Raw genomic sequence first — 18,309 nt, 5'->3', positions numbered from 1 at the left:
TTTTTATCTTTTTTTAAAAGAAAGTAATTTTTCTCTGTAGTATTCATATTGTTTATGCCTGGCAGTGATTTCAGCTCTCAATCCTTTGTTTGAATCATTTGTCAAATCGTCAAATCTATCCAATGTATCGATAATATATTGTTGCACTTCCAAAGGAGGGATGGGGATTTGCTTTTGTTTGAATTTTTTTATATCCACGGAAGCAAAACTGGAAACATCAATATTATCTCTACACCATTTCCCCAGAATAAAGCCATAATAATAAATATATTTCATATCTATTTGCAAAGAAGAACCCACTTTTTTGCTCAAGCAGATAAATCGTTGATTTGCTAAGAAATCAACTTGTATGAGGGCGTGTTCACCAATTGTTGCACTTGTTGCCATAATAATAGAATCTTTTGGAAAAATTTTATTGTTTTTTATGGCTTGGGGTGTTATGTGTTGGATAGAATTTTTTAAGATTCTACCATTTTTACGAATATCCTCCATTCTAAACCAAGGAATGCTCCCATTTTCCCAAAATTCTTTGTTTGATTTTGAAGGTGTATATCCATTTTTAATATCAAAAATTTCCCCCAAGCTCTTAAACCCCCCCCCCCCCCCCCCCATATTATTTGCTGATTGATTGAGTATTTTTATATCTAAAAGCTTTTCTCTGTAGTATTCATATTGCTTTTTTCTTGCTTGTAATTCTGCTTGTAATTCTGCTTGTAATTCCGTGAATTTATCCAATATCCTAACAATCTCTTGTTGCACTTCCAAAGGAGGGATGGGGATTTGGAATTGAGAGTATATAGAAATCCAGTGTCTTGAATGTTCTTGTGGTATAAATTTTATGCACTTCATTGAATGAAATACAAATTTGAAATTTATATTTTTATGATTTATTCTTAAAATTTTAGCAGCAGAAGATTTTATTTTAAAAGGAAAATCAACCCAGTGAAACGATGTTGTAAAGTCATCAAAAATTATGATAGGATTTTGTTTATTTGCATTGCATATTCCTTGTATTTCATTGGTATATCCTAAAATAAAGCTTTTCCCTGCTGTGAGAACAGGAGTTTCAAAACTATTATCATAATTGGTAGATTTTACAATATATTTTGTTGGTTGTTCAAATTTTAAAATTTCCCCCAAGCTCTTAAACTCTACCCCCTCCCCGTTAGTGATTATTTGTAGTAATTCTTGTGTTTCTTTCATTTGTTTCCTTAAAAGTGTTTTATTTTGGTTTATTTTAGCCAGTCTAAAATGCTTGATTTGATTTCATCTTTGTCCAAAGTTTGTGTGTGGATAATGGGTTTGGAAAACAGATCATTTATAGAAGAATGGATTTGAATATGGGCTTGTTGATTTAAAAGTTCAATTGCCTCTTTATCGCAAAGATTTTTGCCCAAGATAGCTTTGGCTACTGTGGGGGCAAATTTACTCCACTCTGCCGTAGAACAAATAATCGCAGGTGTTTGATGGCATAATTCTTGGGCTGCTTTTATACCGGTGGCTGTGTGAGGATCTGATAAATAACCTATGTTAAAAGTTTCTTTGATGGTTTGGAGGCATTCTTTATCATCACAAGAAGTTGCTAAAAAATACGATTGCAATAAGCTGTGTTCATGGGGAGTAAGTTTATAACAAGATGTATTTTCCAGATTATTCATCCACTCCGTGGTGCGTTTTGCGCCAAATAAAGCAAATAAAACTCTCTCTATATTGGAGCTTCTTAAAATATCCATTGCCGGGGATAGGCTTTTGATAAGCGCTTTATTTTGGATATTATAAATACCTGTATGAATAAATTGAGTTAGAATATCATTTGGATTAGAAGCAACGATAATTTTCTTGATAGGCAATCCCATCATCTTAGCATAAAATGCTCCCAAAGCATTCCCAAAATTCCCACTGGGAATGACGATAAAAATTTCCTCTCCAAAATTGATTTGATTATTTTTAACCAGATTGAGATAACCCCATATATGATAAATAATTTGAAATGCGATCCGTCCAAAATTAACAGAATTAGCCGCTGATAGATAAATCTGTTTTTTTTCTAAAGTATTTTTAAATCCCTCATCATTTAAAAGTGATTTTAGGGTGCTTTGAGCATCATCAAAGTTGCCTTCAATACCTAATATTTTTAAGTTTTTGGCATTTTGGGTTGTCATTTGAAGGGCTTGGACATCGCTTGTCCCTCCTTTTGGGTAAAGACAGACAACAAAAATATTATCCCTATTGGCAAAGCTTTCTAGCGTAGCAGGACCTGTATCCCCACTTGTGGCTGTAAGTATGAGGTATTTTTTGTGTTTTTTATTTGCAAGTTTAGAAAAAATTACTCCAAATGGTTGGAGTGCCATATCTTTAAAGGCTCTTGTAGGTCCATGATAGAGTTCTTGGGCATAGAGATTTTCTTTGATTTTTACTAAAGGAGCGGGGTTTAGGGGATTATCAAATTTTTTGTAACATTGGAGTGCTTCTTCTAAAGTATTTGATTCCGGATCAATATTGAGGGCGCGAAAAATATATTTTGTAAGTTCTAAATAATCATAATTGATTATTGAAGCAAAATCAACTGAAGGGATATTTTCTAATGTGTAAAGACCCCGGGAAGATGTACCGGGATTCAAAATGACTTCCTCAAAATCTACTTTTTTGTCGCAGACACAATCATTAATACGTGTTTGTGTAAAAATATTCATAAATATCCTTTTGTAAGATTTACAAACAAGATTGCAATATTGTGATTTTAGCAAATATAGTATTTTTATGGTAGAGTATTTGGCATTAATTATTTTTATAAATAAGCAACGAGGGAATAATGGATTTTCAATATAAGCTTATGATGTTTGGTTTTTCAGCTTTGTGCGAAGATATAGATGAAGTATATCAAAGATTGCGTCAAATTCCTGTTGAGAGGGTCTTAGCAGAGACAATTGAACAATGTTATTTGATTGATTTAAAAAGTGGGGAAAAATTTGACATCACTTATAATGAAAAAGGATTTTACATCAAAAATCAGGAGTAGAAAATGAAAAACACACTTTTTTCAAGTTGGAAAATTAACAATCTTGAAATCAAAAATAGAATTGTAATGGCTCCAATGGACCAATATAGCGCCACAGATGGCAAAATAAACTCATGGCATTACACCCATTATCTCACCCGGGCTATTGGGCAAGTAGGGTTGATTATCATAGAAGCGAACGCAGTTTCAAAAGATAGCAGAATCTCTCCTCAAGATTTGGGGATTTGGAGTGATGAACATATTGAAGGGCTAAAGTCAGTTGTTGATGCTTGTCATGCTTATGGGGCAAAAATGGTTTTGCAATTAGGGCATGCCGGTAGAAAGTGCGAATGTGATGTGGCAGAAATTCTTGCTCCCTCAGCAATTGGCTTTTCTGAGAAATCTCCATTGCCAAAGGAGATGACCCAAGAAGATATTCAAAAGGTTATACAAGATTTTAAACAAGCAGGTATTCGTGCCTTGAAAGCAGGATTTGATGGTATTGAAATACATGGGGCACATGGGTATCTTATCAGTGAATTTCTCTCTCCATTGAGCAATAAACGCACTGATGAGTATGGCAAAGATAGAAAAAAATTTTTAAAAGAAATTCTTGAGGCGCTAAGATCTGTTTTGCCCAAAGAATTTCCTTTATTGCTTAGAATCTCAGCAAGAGATTATCATCCGGAGGGAAATGATGTGGATGATTTTGTTAGGTTATTAGATCCTATCAAGCATCTTTTTGATGTCCTTGATGTCAGTAGTGGGGGGATTGTGGAGGCTGCGATCAAGACTTATGCGGGTTATCAAATAGAATGTGCAAGAATTTTGCGTGAAAAACTTAATATTCCTTGTATTGGTGGAGGCATGATTACCCAACCCAAGATGGCTAATAAGTTAATTGAGTCAGGTGTGGTTGATGGCATATTCTTGGCTAGAGAATTATTAAAAAATCCTTATTGGCCAATTGGCGCCGGGCTTGAATTGAATCAAAATGTGAGTTTGCCAAAGCAATATGAGAGAGCAAGGTATCTTTAAGGAACAAAATGCATCTAAAAAGTATTAAATTCCTACTTTTTAGTTATATAGGGATTGCTCTTATGGGCGCATTATTGCTAACAATGCCATTTGCCCATCATGGCAAAATAAAATTTTTAGACGCATTTTTTACCTCTATTTCTGCATTTACGTGCACAGGACTCATCGTCAAAGATACAGCACTTGATTTTACTCCCTTAGGGCAAGGGATTATTTTAGCATTGATTCAATTAGGTGGGTTTGGCTATATGAGTATGTTGGGGTTGCTTTATGTATTTTTCCATAAAAATCTAAACAATGCAGAGAGAAACATGCTCAAGGAGGCTTTGAATTATTATTCTTATGAAGGATTAACGGGCTTTATCAAAAAGATTTTTATTTATGTAGTTATTATTGAAGGGATTGGAGCGGTAATCTTAAGTATTGATTTTTCTATGCGTTTTGGTTTGGCTGAGGGAATTTGGCATGGTGTTTTTCATTCAATTTCTGCTTTTAATAATGCGGGATTTTCGACATTTTCTACGAATTTAACGGGTTTTAGAAAAGATTTTTTAATTAATATTGTTGTTTGTTTGCTGATTATTATTGGAGGATTGGGTTATGTAAGCATCGCTCAATTGCATTTTTTTACGTATCAAAAATTTTATTCCCAAAAATCCTCAAAAAATCGCTTATCTTTACATCTTAAAATCGTGCTTTCAGGAACTTTGATTTTAATATTATCAGGGATGATAATGCTTTTGATTCTCGAATGGAAAAATCCCCATACATTTCAAAATTTTACACTTTATGAAAAAATATTAGGAGCATTTTTTACTTCGGTAAATTATCGCACGGCAGGTTTTGCCACTTATGATTTGAGTGGATTGTATGATTCAAGTATGTTTTTTTCTACATTATTGATGATTGTTGGGGGAGCACCCGGTGGGACTGCTGCGGGTATCAAAATCACCACGGTTGCTGTTTTGCTTGCATTTTGTCGTTCTATATTGACAAATTCACAACCCAGGCTTTTTCATCGGGCAATCAGCGAGGATGTCATACGTAAAGCAATTGTTATTTTCTTGATTGCTTGTATTTATGTTTTGGGGACAAATTTAATTTTGGCGATTGCTGAGCCTGAAGTGAGGTATTTGCCTATTATGTTTGAAGTGAGTTCGGCTTTTGCAACTACCGGGGTTTCTACAGGCAATGGAGGCGTCTTGAGTCTGAGTGCAAATTTTAATGATTTTGGCAAATCCATGATGATGATTGTGATGATTTCCGGAAAAATTGGAATTTTGGCTTTTTCATTGGCTTTGTTTGGGCGATCTAAGCCTAGTCGGGTTGAGCTTGTCGAAGAAAGGATTATGTTATGAAAAAAATATATGCAGTCATTGGATTGGGAAAATTTGGTTCTTATATGGCAAAAGGGCTTGTTGAACAAGGTGAGAATGTTATTGCATGCGATAATACACGCGAAAATTTTAGAGATTTGCAAGAAGATATTGAAGATTTGTATGTGTTAGATTCCACGGATAAGTCTGCATTGCAAGAGGCGGGTATAAGTGAATTGGATGTGGTGATTGTAAGTATTGGGGAAAATATTGAAGCCTCAATATTAACCGTAATGGCTCTAAAAGAATTGGGTAATAAATTTGTAGTTGCTAAGGCAGTTAGTAAAACTCATGGTCAGATACTTTCAAAAATTGGCGCAGATAAGGTTATTTATCCTGAAAGAGAAGCTGCTAATCATTTGCTTACAGAAATGATTAACTCAAGGGCAGAAGTAACAATTATCAGTGAAAATTTAAAAATGTGTAAAATGATTGCCGGAGAAACATTTGGGAAAAAGACCCTTAAAGAAATTCAAGATAAAAATGTAGAAAAAAATCAAAAAGATAATCGTTATTTGAGTAGAATAAAAATCATTGCTTTAAAACACAATGACGAATGGAGTATGGATATTGATCCATATTTTGAGATTTCTAATGATGATTTTGTGGTTTTTATAGGTGATAACGAAGCTCTAGATTTTTATACAAAAAAATCTGAAATTGTTCAATAATTGACAAAAACTCCAACCTTAGAGACTATAATCTTAAAATAAATATCTCTAAGGGATACAATGAAGAAGATATTATTTTGTTTGATGCTACTTCTCCCGGTTTTTATTTTTGCAGATAGCTGGAGAGATTTAAACGAGCTTCATCAAGAGCTTAAAGAAGTGGGGTTAAATGATGATCAAGAAAAAGCTGTTAAAAGTCTTTTTAAGCAATATCACCATGAACTCAAGCAATGGTGGAAAAATAATGGAAAAACAGATGCTTTAGTGATGAAAATTTTTTCTGAAAATGAACTGGATATTGATCAAATAAGATATAAACTCAAATCAATTCACAGAAAGAAAATAGAAATAGATTTAAGATTTTTAAAAGATCTTCATTCTATACTTACTAAAGAACAAAGGGATAAAATAGCCAATGAATTTGGAGAAGATGATTAAAAGGAGTAAAAATGGGCAAACTTTTATTGATTGAAGATGATATAGAAATGCAATGTTTGATAAAAACTTATTTAGAACAGGCAAAATTTGATGTGCTGGCAACAGATATGCCCACTCATGCATTGGAATTGTTAAGAGAATTTCAAGGTGGTATTGATTTAATAATACTAGATCTTACATTGCCTGAAATGGATGGGTTTGAGCTTTGCAAAAAAATCAGAAATATTTCTCAAGTCCCTATTATTATCTCTACAGCCAGAGGAGATATTTACAATAAGATTCAAGGATTTGAAAAAGGTGCGGATGATTATTTGGCAAAACCTTATGAGCCTGCTGAATTGATTGCCAGAATTAATGCCATGTTAAGAAGGTTTAAACCTAAAGAAATGGCATTTGATAACTTGATGATTAATATTCAAAAAAGAGAAGCCAGACTGAATAATCAGGTATTGGATTTGACAAATACAGAATTTGATATCCTGACATTTCTTATAGAAAATAGACTCCATCCTATCTCAAGAGAAGCGATTGCCAATACTATCAATGCTATTCATGAAGATAGCTTATTGCGGAGTATTGACACGCACGTAAGGAATCTGAGAGCAAAATTAAATGATAATGCCAAAGAACCCAAGTTTATTCAGTCTGTCTGGGGGATAGGGTATAAATTTTGTCTATAAGAAGTCTTCGTGTAAAATTTAGCATTCTTTTTGGAATGGCATTTTTATTTGTGATTAGTTTGTGGTATCAAACAGATAAAATTATTGTAGAGAAGCAAACCGAACGAGCAAAAAATGAAACAATGCTTTTTATCCAAAGTATTTTGCCTAATTATACTACAGGGAATTTGAGCGCTGTTTTGCTTGCAGTCAAAAAATTTGGTTACACGCGTTTATTTTTAATGCCCCGATACTACAAGGTGATTGAAACAAAAAATGATGATATGTTGGGTGTAGAAATATTTCGTACAGGGCAAAAAATAGGTTTTGGTATTAATTATTTTGGAGATAATTTTATCGTGGTAAAAAATATAGAATCAGATTTTTGGGAAGAGAATCGATTAAAAGTATTTTTTCTTCCCATTATGCTTATTTTAACTGTTCTTTATCTGATCTCTTTTACTTTATTGAATCCACTCAATAAGCTTAGTTGCGCCATTAAAGAATTTGCAAAAGGAAAATACGATTCAAGTCTTACTACAACTCGCAAAGATGAAATTGGAGATTTGATTAGAGCGTTTAATTTTATGGGAGATAAGATTTTTAAAATGCTTAAAAGTCGAGAGCTTATTCTTAGAAATATTGGTCATGAGCTTAAGACTCCCTTGGCAAAAATGAAGCTTATTTTGGCTTTGAAAAAAGATAAAACCAAAGAATTAAGGAAACTCGAAGGCTACGTAAGGGATATGCAAAAGATTTCAGATAATATGCTTGAATTTGAGCGTGTCAATAGTGGCAATATTGTTATTGCCAATGAGGAATTTTTGAGTGAGACTTTGGTATTTGAGGCTTTGGGAAGTTTTGGAGACGAGGAGGATAGAATCCATATCAATTTTGGTAAAAATTTTACCATAAAAGGCGACTTGAGATTATTGTCTGTAGCAGTCAAAAATCTTTTAGAAAATGCATTGAAATACACAGCAGATAATCAGATATTTATTGAGTGTATTGCAAATAAAATTGTTATCAAAAATAAAGGGGAAGCCCTAGAGCATCAAATCAGTTATTATTTAGAGCCTTTTTGCAGGGATATTTCTCACAACGCTATTAGTGGTCATGGATTAGGACTTTCGATTGTAAATGAAATTTTATCTTTACATGCTTATGGCTTGGAATACAATTATGAGGAAGGTTATCATATTTTTAGAATTTGTTTTTAGTTTTGTCAATCAAACACCCAATAAGAGTTTTGATTTAAGTATATTTTGATAATAAATATTATAGTATTTAAAAGTAATTTTTAAATAAGATCCTGAGATTTCAACGCTGAAGGAAAAAATTTGCGATTAATAAATATTATTTTCAAAAACAAAATTCAATTGCAAAATGAGCTGGAAAGTTATCAAATCAAAGCAGGCGGACAAGAGAAGTATTTTATTCAAATTTTTGGTTCTTTTGGTAAGGAATTGTCCCAATATTTGGTTGATCTTCTTAATGAGCAACTTCCCGGATGTGAAATATTGCTTGCTTCGTGTTCTTATCAAATTGCTGAATCTAAAGTATCCGAAAATCAGATTTGTCTGGGAATTTCATGTTTTTTGCATTCTGAAGTGAAAACAAGCTACTTTTCAAGTCATTTAGATGAGTCTCAAATGGCTCATGAACTCTTCAAAAACTTTATCACTCCAAGAACGAAACTTTTAGTTGTTTTTATTGAATATTTTAGTATTTCAGGCGAAAAATTTTTGAATGAGATTTATCAATTAGCCCCTAATTTGATTGTGTGTGGGGGAAAAGCCAGCGGGAGTGATATGCATGCAGTGCGGACGTTAATTGGTAATACCAAGGGCATTTATACCAATGGAATTGTCTGCGCTACGATTGATTCAGATACTTTAAATGTGCAAAATAGCCATATTTTTGGTTGGCGTGCTATTGGTTTAGATCTCAAAGTTACAAAATCACATAAAAATATTATTTATGAAATCAACAATACCCCTATTAAAGAAATTTATCGTCAATATTTAGGAGATAGTATTGCCAATAACCTCGAAAAAGAAGGCTGGGATTTTCCTTTTGTTTTTGAAGATAGGGAAGGGAATTTGATAGGCAGGGTTTTGGATAAAATCAATGATGATGGGAGCATTGCTTATTTAGGTGAAATTCCTGAGGGCAGTCATGTAAAATTTTCTTTTGGTCTGCTTGGTAATGTAAAAAAAGATCTTTTTGAAGAAGATCTAAATCGTCCCAGAAGACCCCAAGCAATTTATATGTATTCTTGTATTGGCAGAATACTATTTTTGGGAACAGAAGGGATCAATCAGCTTTTGAGTATTTTTACAGATATTAATACGGCATGCGGATTTTTCACTTTTGGCGAGGTTTATCATTTCAATCATTCAAATGTGATTTTGAACCTCACAAATACACGTATTATTTTGAGTGAAGAAAAATTTGATCTCAAACCTAAAGAAAAGTATTTGGATTTGGTTTGGAGTAAAGAATCTGTTATTTTAAATGCTGTAACACATTTGCTGGAAGTTACTTCCAGAGAACTTGATGCTACGACCACTTCGCTTAAAAGTTATCGTGATCTTTTGATTGAGGCTACCCAACATCTTGAAACTGATAAGGATTTGAATATTACTTATGTGAATGATAGGATATGTAAAGTTTCAGGTTGGACCAGAGAACAAGCAATAGGTAGGAGTGCTTTGGAATTTTTGGATGAAGAAATGGCTCAATATACAATTAATGAGGTTGTGCCTACACTCCAGAAATATGGTGTTTGGAGTGGAAAAATGAGCCATATAAAATCTGATGGAAGTATTTATTATGTAAATGCTTTTATTAAGGCTATTTTTGACAAAGATCATCAGGTTACTTCTTATATAGTTGGTGAGGTTGATAGGACTGATGAGGAAATGAGGCAAAGAAAGCTTGAAAAAGATGTGAAATTTTTGCAATATTCAGAAGAAGAAAAGCAATATCTTTTAAAGCAATATGAAGATTTAATAGATAAAAATCAAAGCCTTTTTAGGTTGGATTTGAATCGTAATTTTATTTATGCTAATGATACATTTTTGGAGATTTCCGGATTTAAATTAGAAGATATTATAGGGAGAAATATTTATGAGTTTTTGACCAAAGCCCAGAGTGAGCAATTCTTGAAAATTGGCAAAGCGCTGAATGAAAAAGGTATCTATAAGGGCATTATTGAACACAATAGAGCAGATAAAACGCATTTTTATATCAATAGTGTAGGGGTTTATATCCGTAATCTTGAAGGAAATCCTATTGAGATCATGGCAGTAGGGAATGATATTACTAAAATTATTGAATTTCAAAAAGAAATCGAAAGTGTCCAAAGAGATATTATCGTTGCTATGGGAACAATTTGTGAGGGCAAAAGTAGAGAAACAGGCAATCATATCAAAAGAGTGGCAAAATATTCTAAATTGCTTGCCAAACTTTATGGTTGCACCCCAGAAGAACAAAAATTAATAGAAATTGCTTCTCCGATGCATGATATAGGAAAAATAGGAATCCCTGATTTGATTTTGAATAAACCGGGCAAACTTACTCCTGAAGAATTTGAAATAATGAAGACTCACACGACCATTGGAGAAAATATGCTTAAGGGTTCTAATCGTTTGATTCTGGAAACTGCTTCTCAAATTGCAGGGAGTCATCATGAATGGTGGGCAGGAGGAGGCTACCCTAAGAATATTAAAGGTGATGTTATACCTCTTTTTGGTAGAATTACAGCTGTTGTAGATGTATTTGATGCCATTAGTAATGATAGATGTTATAAAAAAGCTTGGCCACTTCCTGAAGTCATTGAATATATCAAGAATCTCAAAGGCAAGCAATTTCAACCTGAATTGGTTGATTTGCTTTTAGGACATATGGATGAATTTTTAGCCATCAGCAATAAATATAAGGATTAAAAATGGATATTTGTTTGCGCTTTTGGATCAAAGAAGAGAATAAAAATTTTTTAGGTAAAGGCAGAGTAGAGTTGCTTGAGCATATCAAAGCGAGCGGTTCTATTTCAAAAGCGGCAAAGACAATGAAAATGAGTTATAAAGCAGCATGGGATAGTATTGATAGCATGAATCATCTTATTCAGGGAAATATAGTAGAGAGCATAAGTGGTGGTAAAGGGGGTGGGGGAACTATCGTTACCCCACAGGGTGAAAAAGCTATTGTAGTTTTTAAAAAACTTGAAAAAATGCTTTATGGATTAGAAGATTTACTTGGGGATTCACAAAATTTAGATGAATTAGAAAAAAATATCGCCTTTTTGGAAGCAAAACTTTTTAATTAATTTATTCGTTATATAAAATATTATATAATGAATAAAACAAAAAGGAATAAGTTGTGAAAAAATTATTATGGATATTGTGTTTGATAGGGGGGATATTATTGGGTAGAGAGGCTAATATTGCTGCTGCTGCAAATCTCCGGTACGTCTTAAACGAATTACAAAAAGAGTTTTCCTCTAGCCATGCAAATGATAAGCTTCAAATAAGTTATTCTTCATCGGGCAAGGCTTACACGCAGATCATACAAGGAGCTCCTATTGATTTGTTCGTTTCTGCCGATGAAGAATTTCCTCAAAAACTTTATGCACAAGGCAAAGCCCCTCAAAAAGAACAAATATACGCACAAGGAGTGCTTGTGCTTTGGAGTGCAAATCCGGAAATTAAAATAACATCTCTAGAGATTCTTACAAGTCCAAATATCAAGCATGTTGCTATCCCGAACCCAAAATTAGCCCCCTATGGAAGGGCAGCTCAAGAAGTCCTGGAAAAAATCAATCTTGATAAAACACTCGCTTTTAAACTTATCAATGCCACTTCTATTTCCCAAGCCCATCAATTTGTCGCAACAAGAAGCGCAGAATTGGGTTTTGGCGCTTTTTCTCTCATTGATAAGGCAGATAAAAAAGTCAGTTATTATATAGTTGATAAATCTCTTTATGCTCCAATCAATCAAGCATTAGTTTTGACAAATTATGGCAAGAATAATACCCTGGCCAAAGAATTTAAAGATTTTATCTTAAGTCCCAAAGCAAAAAAAATATTTGAAAAATATGGTTATATTGTGAATGAATAAAATTCCCTGCATAATTAAAAAGATTTTATATGATGAAGGGATTGCGTTTGTGCGCTTAGAGTTTAGAGAACATTTTTTGAGTGCAATGCTTTTAGAAGGGAACCATCAATTAAAAGAGGGAAGTAGAGCGCAAGCTATTTTTAAAGAAACTGAAGTGATGGTTTGTGATAAAGAATATTTTAAAATAAGCGCTAGAAATCGTTTTGTTTCAAAAGTTTTGAGAATAGAGATGGGGCAGGCTATTGCTAGAATTATTTTTGAGTTTGAGGGGTTAGAGATTGCCTCTTTGATTTCTTTAGAAGCATGCAAAGAGCTTGGTATAGAGAAAAATAAGGTTTTTCAGTGGTTTGTAAAATCTTCAGAAGTGATGCTTGAATATGATTGATGCAGAATTTTTCGAAACTATGCGTTTAACCTTTGGTTTAGCCTTGATTACTACGATTATTTTACTGCCTGTTGGAGTTATTGTGGGGAATTATTTGGCTTTTGGGAAAGGGATTTTAAGAGTTTTGTTAGAGACTTTGACATGGATGCCTTTAATCCTCCCTCCAACGGTTTTGGGATTTTATTTATTACTGGCCTTTTCGCCAAACTATGGGCTAGGTGCTTTTTTGCAAAATTATTTAGGGATCAAGCTGGTTTTTAATTTTTGGGGACTGGTATTTGGGAGTGTGATTTTTTCTTTTCCTTTTATGATCAATCCTCTTAAAAATGCCCTTATTTCTCTCCCGCCTTCTTTAAAAGAAGCGAGTCAAACATTAGGAAAGGGCAAGGTTTATACGTTATTATTCGTGCTTTTACCTAATATTAGAGCGAGTATTTTGATGGCAATAGTTACGACTTTTGCTCATACAGTAGGGGAATTTGGTATGGTTATGATGATAGGGGGGGATATACCGGGAGAGACAAGAGTGGCAAGCATTGCTATTTATACTCAATCAGAAGCGACCAATTATACTCTTGCCAATCAGTATGCCCTCACTCTTTGTATTATTAGCTTTACATTACTTTTTATAGTGCTTTTTATTCACAAAAAGATGAATAATAAAGGGATTTTATGATTGTGCTTGATTTTGAAAAGAAACTTTATGGCACTCAGGGGGAATTTGTTTTGAGGGTTCAGGCTTGTTTTCCTATGGGGGAATTTATTTCTATATTTGGCAAATCAGGAGTGGGCAAAACAACAATTTTACGTATTTTATCCGGGCTTGAGACTCCCAATAAGGGCAAAATAATTGTTGGAGATAAAGTTTATTTTGATTCTGAAAAAAATATCAACCTGGATGTGCAAAAAAGAAAAATCGGTTTTGTTTTTCAAGATTATGCTCTTTTTCCTCATTTGAATGTCTATAAAAACATTACTTTTGGCAAAAATAACCAAGCAGATGTTGATAAAATTATTTCTTTAATGGAATTAGAGCCTTTTTGCCAAAAAAAGATTTCTATGCTTTCCGGTGGGCAAGCTCAAAGGGTAGCTATAGCTAGGGCATTGGCAAGTTCTCCGGATATTTTGCTTTTAGATGAACCCTTAAGCGCTATTGATGGGGAGTTACGATTGAAACTTCAGGTTGAATTAAAAAATTTAAGCAAACATTTTGGAGTAAGTAGTTTTTTAGTTAGCCATGATTTGGGAGAAGTTTTTAGGCTTTCTGATCGTGTTATTTGTATAGAAAATGGCAAAATAAGTAAAATTGGCACGCCTGATGAAGTATTTGTAAATAAGCATTTGAGTGGAAGAATTCAAATAAGTGGAGAAATACTTAAAATCACTAAAAGTTCTATTGTTTGTATTGCAGATGTTTTAATTCATCATGCTATTATTAGAGTTATTCTTTCCGGTGATGAAGCCAAAAAGTTTAAAGTAGGCGATTGCGTAGGAGTTATAACAAAGGCTTTTAACCCTTCTCTTGTTATGTTATAAAATTGGCACAAATTTTGCTTGAATTGTGAAACAATATTTTAAAAGGATGTTTTTATGACAAGAAGGTTATTGAATAATTCAGCTTTTTTAGTAGCGAGTATCGGATTAGCAGGATGTAATTCATTGCTAACTCCCTCATCTGATGATACAAGCTTGATCCCTCCATCAGCAGTATATCAACCCGGTGGCATTCAAGCTCCTATTTATCCCCCCACAGGGTTTAGCAATCCCAATCTCAATGCAGGCAATCTGCAACCCAGACGCGATTATGAAGTCCCTTTGCCTGATACGCGTTTTGATAATTCAAATGATTCAATTGCACCTAAAAATGCCGATCCAATGATTCCAAATACGCCAATCTTAACGCCTACAAATGTGATTGAATTAAGCGCTGTGGGTATGGGTGTTGCTCCGGAATCAACTATTTCTCCTTCACAAGCTTTGGCATTAGCAAAACGCGCAGCTATTGTAGATGCTTACAGACAATTAGGTGAAAAAATGTATGGTATTCGTGTAAATGCTCAAGATACTGTTCGAGATATGGTTTTGCAAAATTCTACTGTTAAAACAAAAGTACAAGCCCTTATCCGTAACGCAGAAATTACAGAGACTGTGTATAAAGATGGCTTATGCCAAGTAAGCATGGAGCTTAAACTTGATGGGAGAGTGTGGTATCGTGCATTAAGTGGTGGTCGCGGTTAAAAATGTGCCTTCATAAAACATTCATGAATAAACTTATCCTATTTTTATGGATAGGTTTTATTTGTTTTTTTCTTGCATCTTGCGCTTCTATGGAGAAAATCTTTCTCAATCAGCCTCTCAAAGAAGACAAAACCGGGCAATCTCAACCTGAGGTAAAGCCTGCAAAATTTAAGCTTGTCTATATCAAAACAGCTATGTTACGCTATTATGATTATGGTATTTTGGATGTTAAACCCAAAGAAATTAAGTTAGAGCTTTTTAAATTAGGCAGAAGCATAGGGAGTATTCGTATCACACATTCTGAAATTTGTTTTTTAAGCGATTGTGCCCCTAAATGGCCTGCAGCTAAGAATTTTTTTGGCAAGGTGAGTTATGGGGATTTGTTTGATGATATTTTGCTCCAAAAAGATATATTTGGAGGTATTGGCAAGCAAGTGGGTCCTGATGGAATAATGATTCAGAGATTCCAAAAAAGCGGAGAAATTATTTTTTATGAGAGGAAGCCCGGACATACGTTATTTCGCAATATGAGCACAGGCGTGGCAATCTCAATTGATGATTATAATTCTGCGGATGATCAAATAGACCAACCAAATAATCCTTAACCTCTTTATTTATCTAATAAAATTTGAAGTTTTAACGATATTCAGATAAAATAATGCTTTAATCCTGTTGTATATGCAACAATATAATATGGTAGATAATGAAGAAGATTTTGTGGGTTTTGTTAATGTCCTCTTTTGCTTTTGGAAATGGATTTAAAATCCAAGAGCAAAGCCTGAATGCCACTGCGCTAAGTTCGGCATATGTTGCAGGTGCCGGAGGGGCAGATGCAAGTTATTATAACCCTGCAAATATGGGATTTAAAAATGATTGGGGTGAAAATAAAAGTGAGTTTGAGATTGCCACCTCACTCATTACAATTCCGGGATTTAAATTTAATGTGCCTACGACAAATCAAGGACTAAGATCGAAAACTGTTGTGCAATTAAAAGGACTGGCAAGTGTTGCAGGATCTCAGACTGTGAATATAGATCATATGGATCCTGATCCTCAAGTTGTTTTTGGTTCAACTGAGGTTACCAATTTCATTTTGCCTAAATTTTTTTATAAATCTCGCACGCACAATGGACTTACTTTTGGAGCAAGCTTTATTGCCCCTTCAGGATTGGCAATGAATTGGGCAGATAAGGGTGGGGAGTTTTTGCAAGATGTATTTATTATGATGATTGAGTTTGCTCCAAGTGTGAGTTATACAATTGGCGATCGTTTCTCAGTAGGGTTTGCCCCAAGATTTTTGTATGCAATGGGGAGTTTCAACAATGTTGTTTATGTGCCCATGCGTTGGAAAGATGGACAAAAACCTGCCGGCACAGGAAGCACTTGTACAGATTCCGTAAATTCTTGTATTGAGCTTACCGGATCAGACTTTGACAAATTAGGAAGCAATAATGATGAACGTTTGGCTGCATTGCAAGCTACCGGATTAATGACTTCAAGCCAAGTAACAATGTTGAAGGGGTTATTGGATGCCGGGAATGTTACCGGGGGGCTATTTGGCACATTGCCCAAAAGTCTCAAAGATGTTATAGCCACTTCTACAACAACAATGTATGGTTCTTCAAAAGTTTATCAAAAATCTCAAGGAAAGGCTGTTTCGGCAGGTTATCGTTTATCTGCATCTTTGAGAGTATTTGATAACGGTATGTTTTCGGTGGTATATAACTCTCCGGTGAAATTCAACATGAAAGGGGATTTGTCAGCTACTACTTATATTGGTGGGACAATAGGGAATGTTCTTACTGAAACAACTCTTGATATTGCTGTAACAGTCCCTGAAATTTTGAGTGTTGCTTATGCTCAGACATTTTTTAAAAATCATTTGCGAATAGAAGGCGTATATGAAAGGACTTTTTGGAGTAGGGGAAGTAAATTTTTAGTAACTCCTGATTTTGCTAATGCTACTTATACGGGATTGAGTGGTTTAGTAGCCAATAAAGGTTTATTTACCAATAAAAAACTTGCAAGTATGGTTGGATTGGCTGATTTTGCCGGTGTGATGAATATGGGGGCAGGTTGGAGGGATACGAATACTTATCGTTTGGGTGTTACTTATATGGGCAAGGCTTTGCGTTTGATGGGTTCTTTGGCTTATGATGAAGCTCCCAGCCCTCAAGACAAGATAGGAATCCCTGATTCGGATGGATATATGATAGGGGTTGGAGCAAAATATAATTTCAGAGGTTTTGACTTGGGGATAGCTTATTCAGTAACTTTCAAAGACAATAGACGCAGCATGTATCAATCTGATGGACTTGGACAATTAAAAATTGCTACAATGAGCTTAGGCTATCGTTGGTAAGGGGAATAAATGGGGCACATAATTAATGGTAAAACAATTTTAATTACAGGGGGAACAGGTAGTTTTGGAAAGAAATTTGTCCAAACAATTTTAGAAAACCATGAACCTAAAAAAATTATTATTTATAGTCGTGATGAATTGAAACAATACGAAATGGCGAATATTTTTAATGATAAAAGAATGCGATATTTTATTGGAGATGTCAGGGATAAGGAGAGATTAGAGAGTGCTTTAAGAGGAGTAGATATTTGTATCCATGCTGCTGCACTCAAACATGTTCCTATTGCTGAATACAACCCAATGGAATGTATCAAGACTAATATACAAGGTGCCGGCAATGTTATTAATGCAGCTTTGGTCAATGGTGTGGAGCATGTTGTTGCCCTAAGCACCGATAAAGCAGCCAATCCCATCAATCTCTATGGGGCGACCAAACTTTGTAGTGATAAACTTTTTGTAACTGCTAATAACATCAAGGGTGCGCAAAAGTCTAAATTTAGCGTAGTGCGTTATGGTAATGTTGTAGGGAGTAGAGGGAGTGTTATTCCTTTTTTTAAACGTTTGATTGCGCAGGGAGCAAAAGAGCTTCCAATCACTGATGAAAGAATGACGCGTTTTTGGATTACCCTTGATGAAGGTGTTCATTTTGTGCTTCAAAGCTTAGAGCGAATGTATGGAGGGGAAATTTTTGTTCCTAAAATTCCCAGTATGAAAATCATTGATCTAGCCCATGCCCTAGCCCCACATCTTCAAATCAAAATCATAGGGATTAGACCGGGTGAAAAACTTCATGAAGTGATGATTCCCAAAGATGATTCGCATTTGACTTTAGAGTTTGAAAAGTTTTTTATCCTTACCCCGACGATTAATTTTCAAACACCTGTTAATTATGCCCAAACTCTTAAGGGTGAGGTAGGTAAAAGCGTGTCAGAAGGATTTGAATACAGTAGTGATGGGAATAAATATTGGCTTGATGAACAAACCATTTTAAAAATGAGTTCCGGTATATCCTTTTAGACAAAG

At 34.3% G+C, this 18,309-nt stretch carries 19 protein-coding genes; 17 read left to right on the top strand and 2 right to left on the bottom strand.

Annotated elements, in window-relative coordinates; translation table 11 throughout:
- Nucleotides 1-3: 3 nt before the first annotated feature.
- Entirely contained in the window at nt 4-1,203 is a 1,200-nt protein-coding gene (locus BKH45_RS06710; protein ID WP_095274716.1) for a restriction endonuclease subunit S, read from the bottom strand.
- A 29-nt stretch (nt 1,204-1,232) separates the two neighbouring features.
- Complete coding sequence (gene thrC / locus BKH45_RS06705) at nt 1,233-2,693, bottom strand: threonine synthase (protein WP_095274715.1); 1,461 nt, start codon at nt 2,691-2,693, stop codon at nt 1,233-1,235.
- A 119-nt stretch (nt 2,694-2,812) separates the two neighbouring features.
- Here thrC and BKH45_RS06700 point away from each other — a divergent pair, with 119 nt between their 5' ends.
- The 17 genes from BKH45_RS06700 (at nt 2,813) to pseB (ending at nt 18,303) form a co-directional block, all read left to right on the top strand.
- The gene (locus BKH45_RS06700; protein ID WP_257874514.1) at nt 2,813-3,019 is read left to right on the top strand and encodes a hypothetical protein; all 207 of its coding nucleotides are present in this window, start codon (nt 2,813-2,815) and stop codon (nt 3,017-3,019) included.
- Between the two features lie 3 nt (nt 3,020-3,022).
- The gene (locus BKH45_RS06695) at nt 3,023-4,036 is read left to right on the top strand and encodes an NADH:flavin oxidoreductase/NADH oxidase (RefSeq protein WP_095274713.1); all 1,014 of its coding nucleotides are present in this window, start codon (nt 3,023-3,025) and stop codon (nt 4,034-4,036) included.
- A gap of 8 nt (nt 4,037-4,044) precedes the next feature.
- The gene (locus tag BKH45_RS06690; RefSeq protein WP_095274712.1) at nt 4,045-5,394 is read left to right on the top strand and encodes a potassium transporter TrkG; all 1,350 of its coding nucleotides are present in this window, start codon (nt 4,045-4,047) and stop codon (nt 5,392-5,394) included.
- Entirely contained in the window at nt 5,391-6,083 is a 693-nt protein-coding gene (locus tag BKH45_RS06685) for a TrkA family potassium uptake protein (RefSeq protein ID WP_095274711.1), read from the top strand. The genes BKH45_RS06690 and BKH45_RS06685 overlap by 4 nt, the downstream gene beginning before the upstream one ends.
- Before the next feature lie 60 nt (nt 6,084-6,143).
- A complete protein-coding gene (locus tag BKH45_RS06680; RefSeq protein WP_095274710.1) occupies nt 6,144-6,521 on the top strand; it encodes a hypothetical protein in 378 nt (125 codons plus the stop codon).
- Nucleotides 6,522-6,532: 11 nt separating this feature from the next.
- Nucleotides 6,533-7,201 (top strand): response regulator transcription factor, encoded by a 669-nt coding sequence (locus BKH45_RS06675; protein WP_095274709.1) that lies wholly within the window; start codon nt 6,533-6,535, stop codon nt 7,199-7,201.
- A complete protein-coding gene (locus BKH45_RS06670; RefSeq protein WP_095274708.1) occupies nt 7,192-8,400 on the top strand; it encodes a HAMP domain-containing protein in 1,209 nt (402 codons plus the stop codon). Before BKH45_RS06675 ends, BKH45_RS06670 begins: the two co-directional genes overlap by 10 nt.
- Nucleotides 8,401-8,520: 120 nt before the next feature.
- Nucleotides 8,521-11,130: an HD domain-containing phosphohydrolase gene (locus tag BKH45_RS06665; protein WP_095274707.1), complete on the top strand. Its 2,610-nt coding sequence runs from the start codon at nt 8,521-8,523 to the stop codon at nt 11,128-11,130.
- Nucleotides 11,131-11,132: 2 nt separating this feature from the next.
- Nucleotides 11,133-11,510, top strand: coding sequence for a LysR family transcriptional regulator (locus BKH45_RS06660; protein WP_095274706.1), 378 nt, complete (start codon nt 11,133-11,135; stop codon nt 11,508-11,510).
- 53 nt (nt 11,511-11,563) lie between these two features.
- Nucleotides 11,564-12,301, top strand: coding sequence for a molybdate ABC transporter substrate-binding protein (gene modA / locus BKH45_RS06655; protein ID WP_257874513.1), 738 nt, complete (start codon nt 11,564-11,566; stop codon nt 12,299-12,301).
- Nucleotides 12,294-12,686, top strand: a complete 393-nt coding sequence (locus BKH45_RS06650) for a TOBE domain-containing protein (protein WP_095274705.1) — start codon at nt 12,294-12,296, stop codon at nt 12,684-12,686. The genes modA and BKH45_RS06650 overlap by 8 nt, the downstream gene beginning before the upstream one ends.
- A complete protein-coding gene (modB, locus tag BKH45_RS06645; protein ID WP_095274750.1) occupies nt 12,682-13,362 on the top strand; it encodes a molybdate ABC transporter permease subunit in 681 nt (226 codons plus the stop codon). The genes BKH45_RS06650 and modB overlap by 5 nt, the downstream gene beginning before the upstream one ends.
- Nucleotides 13,359-14,222 carry an ATP-binding cassette domain-containing protein gene (locus BKH45_RS06640; protein ID WP_095274704.1) on the top strand — a complete coding sequence of 288 codons (864 nt, stop codon included), beginning with the start codon at nt 13,359-13,361 and terminating at the stop codon, nt 14,220-14,222. The genes modB and BKH45_RS06640 overlap by 4 nt, the downstream gene beginning before the upstream one ends.
- Before the next feature lie 54 nt (nt 14,223-14,276).
- Complete coding sequence (locus tag BKH45_RS06635; protein ID WP_095274703.1) at nt 14,277-14,924, top strand: LPP20 family lipoprotein; 648 nt, start codon at nt 14,277-14,279, stop codon at nt 14,922-14,924.
- A gap of 23 nt (nt 14,925-14,947) precedes the next feature.
- Complete coding sequence (locus BKH45_RS06630; protein ID WP_143428392.1) at nt 14,948-15,529, top strand: hypothetical protein; 582 nt, start codon at nt 14,948-14,950, stop codon at nt 15,527-15,529.
- A 98-nt stretch (nt 15,530-15,627) separates the two neighbouring features.
- Entirely contained in the window at nt 15,628-17,286 is a 1,659-nt protein-coding gene (locus BKH45_RS06625) for an outer membrane protein transport protein (RefSeq protein WP_095274701.1), read from the top strand.
- An 18-nt stretch (nt 17,287-17,304) separates the two neighbouring features.
- Nucleotides 17,305-18,303 (top strand): UDP-N-acetylglucosamine 4,6-dehydratase (inverting), encoded by a 999-nt coding sequence (gene pseB, locus BKH45_RS06620; RefSeq protein ID WP_095274749.1) that lies wholly within the window; start codon nt 17,305-17,307, stop codon nt 18,301-18,303.
- Nucleotides 18,304-18,309: the final 6 nt, after the last annotated feature.

This window comes from Helicobacter sp. 11S03491-1 (assembly GCF_002272835.1).
GTDB lineage: Bacteria > Campylobacterota > Campylobacteria > Campylobacterales > Helicobacteraceae > Helicobacter_J.
Note: the sequence above shows the minus strand (reverse complement) of the source record. Positions and strands in the feature narration are given on the sequence as shown.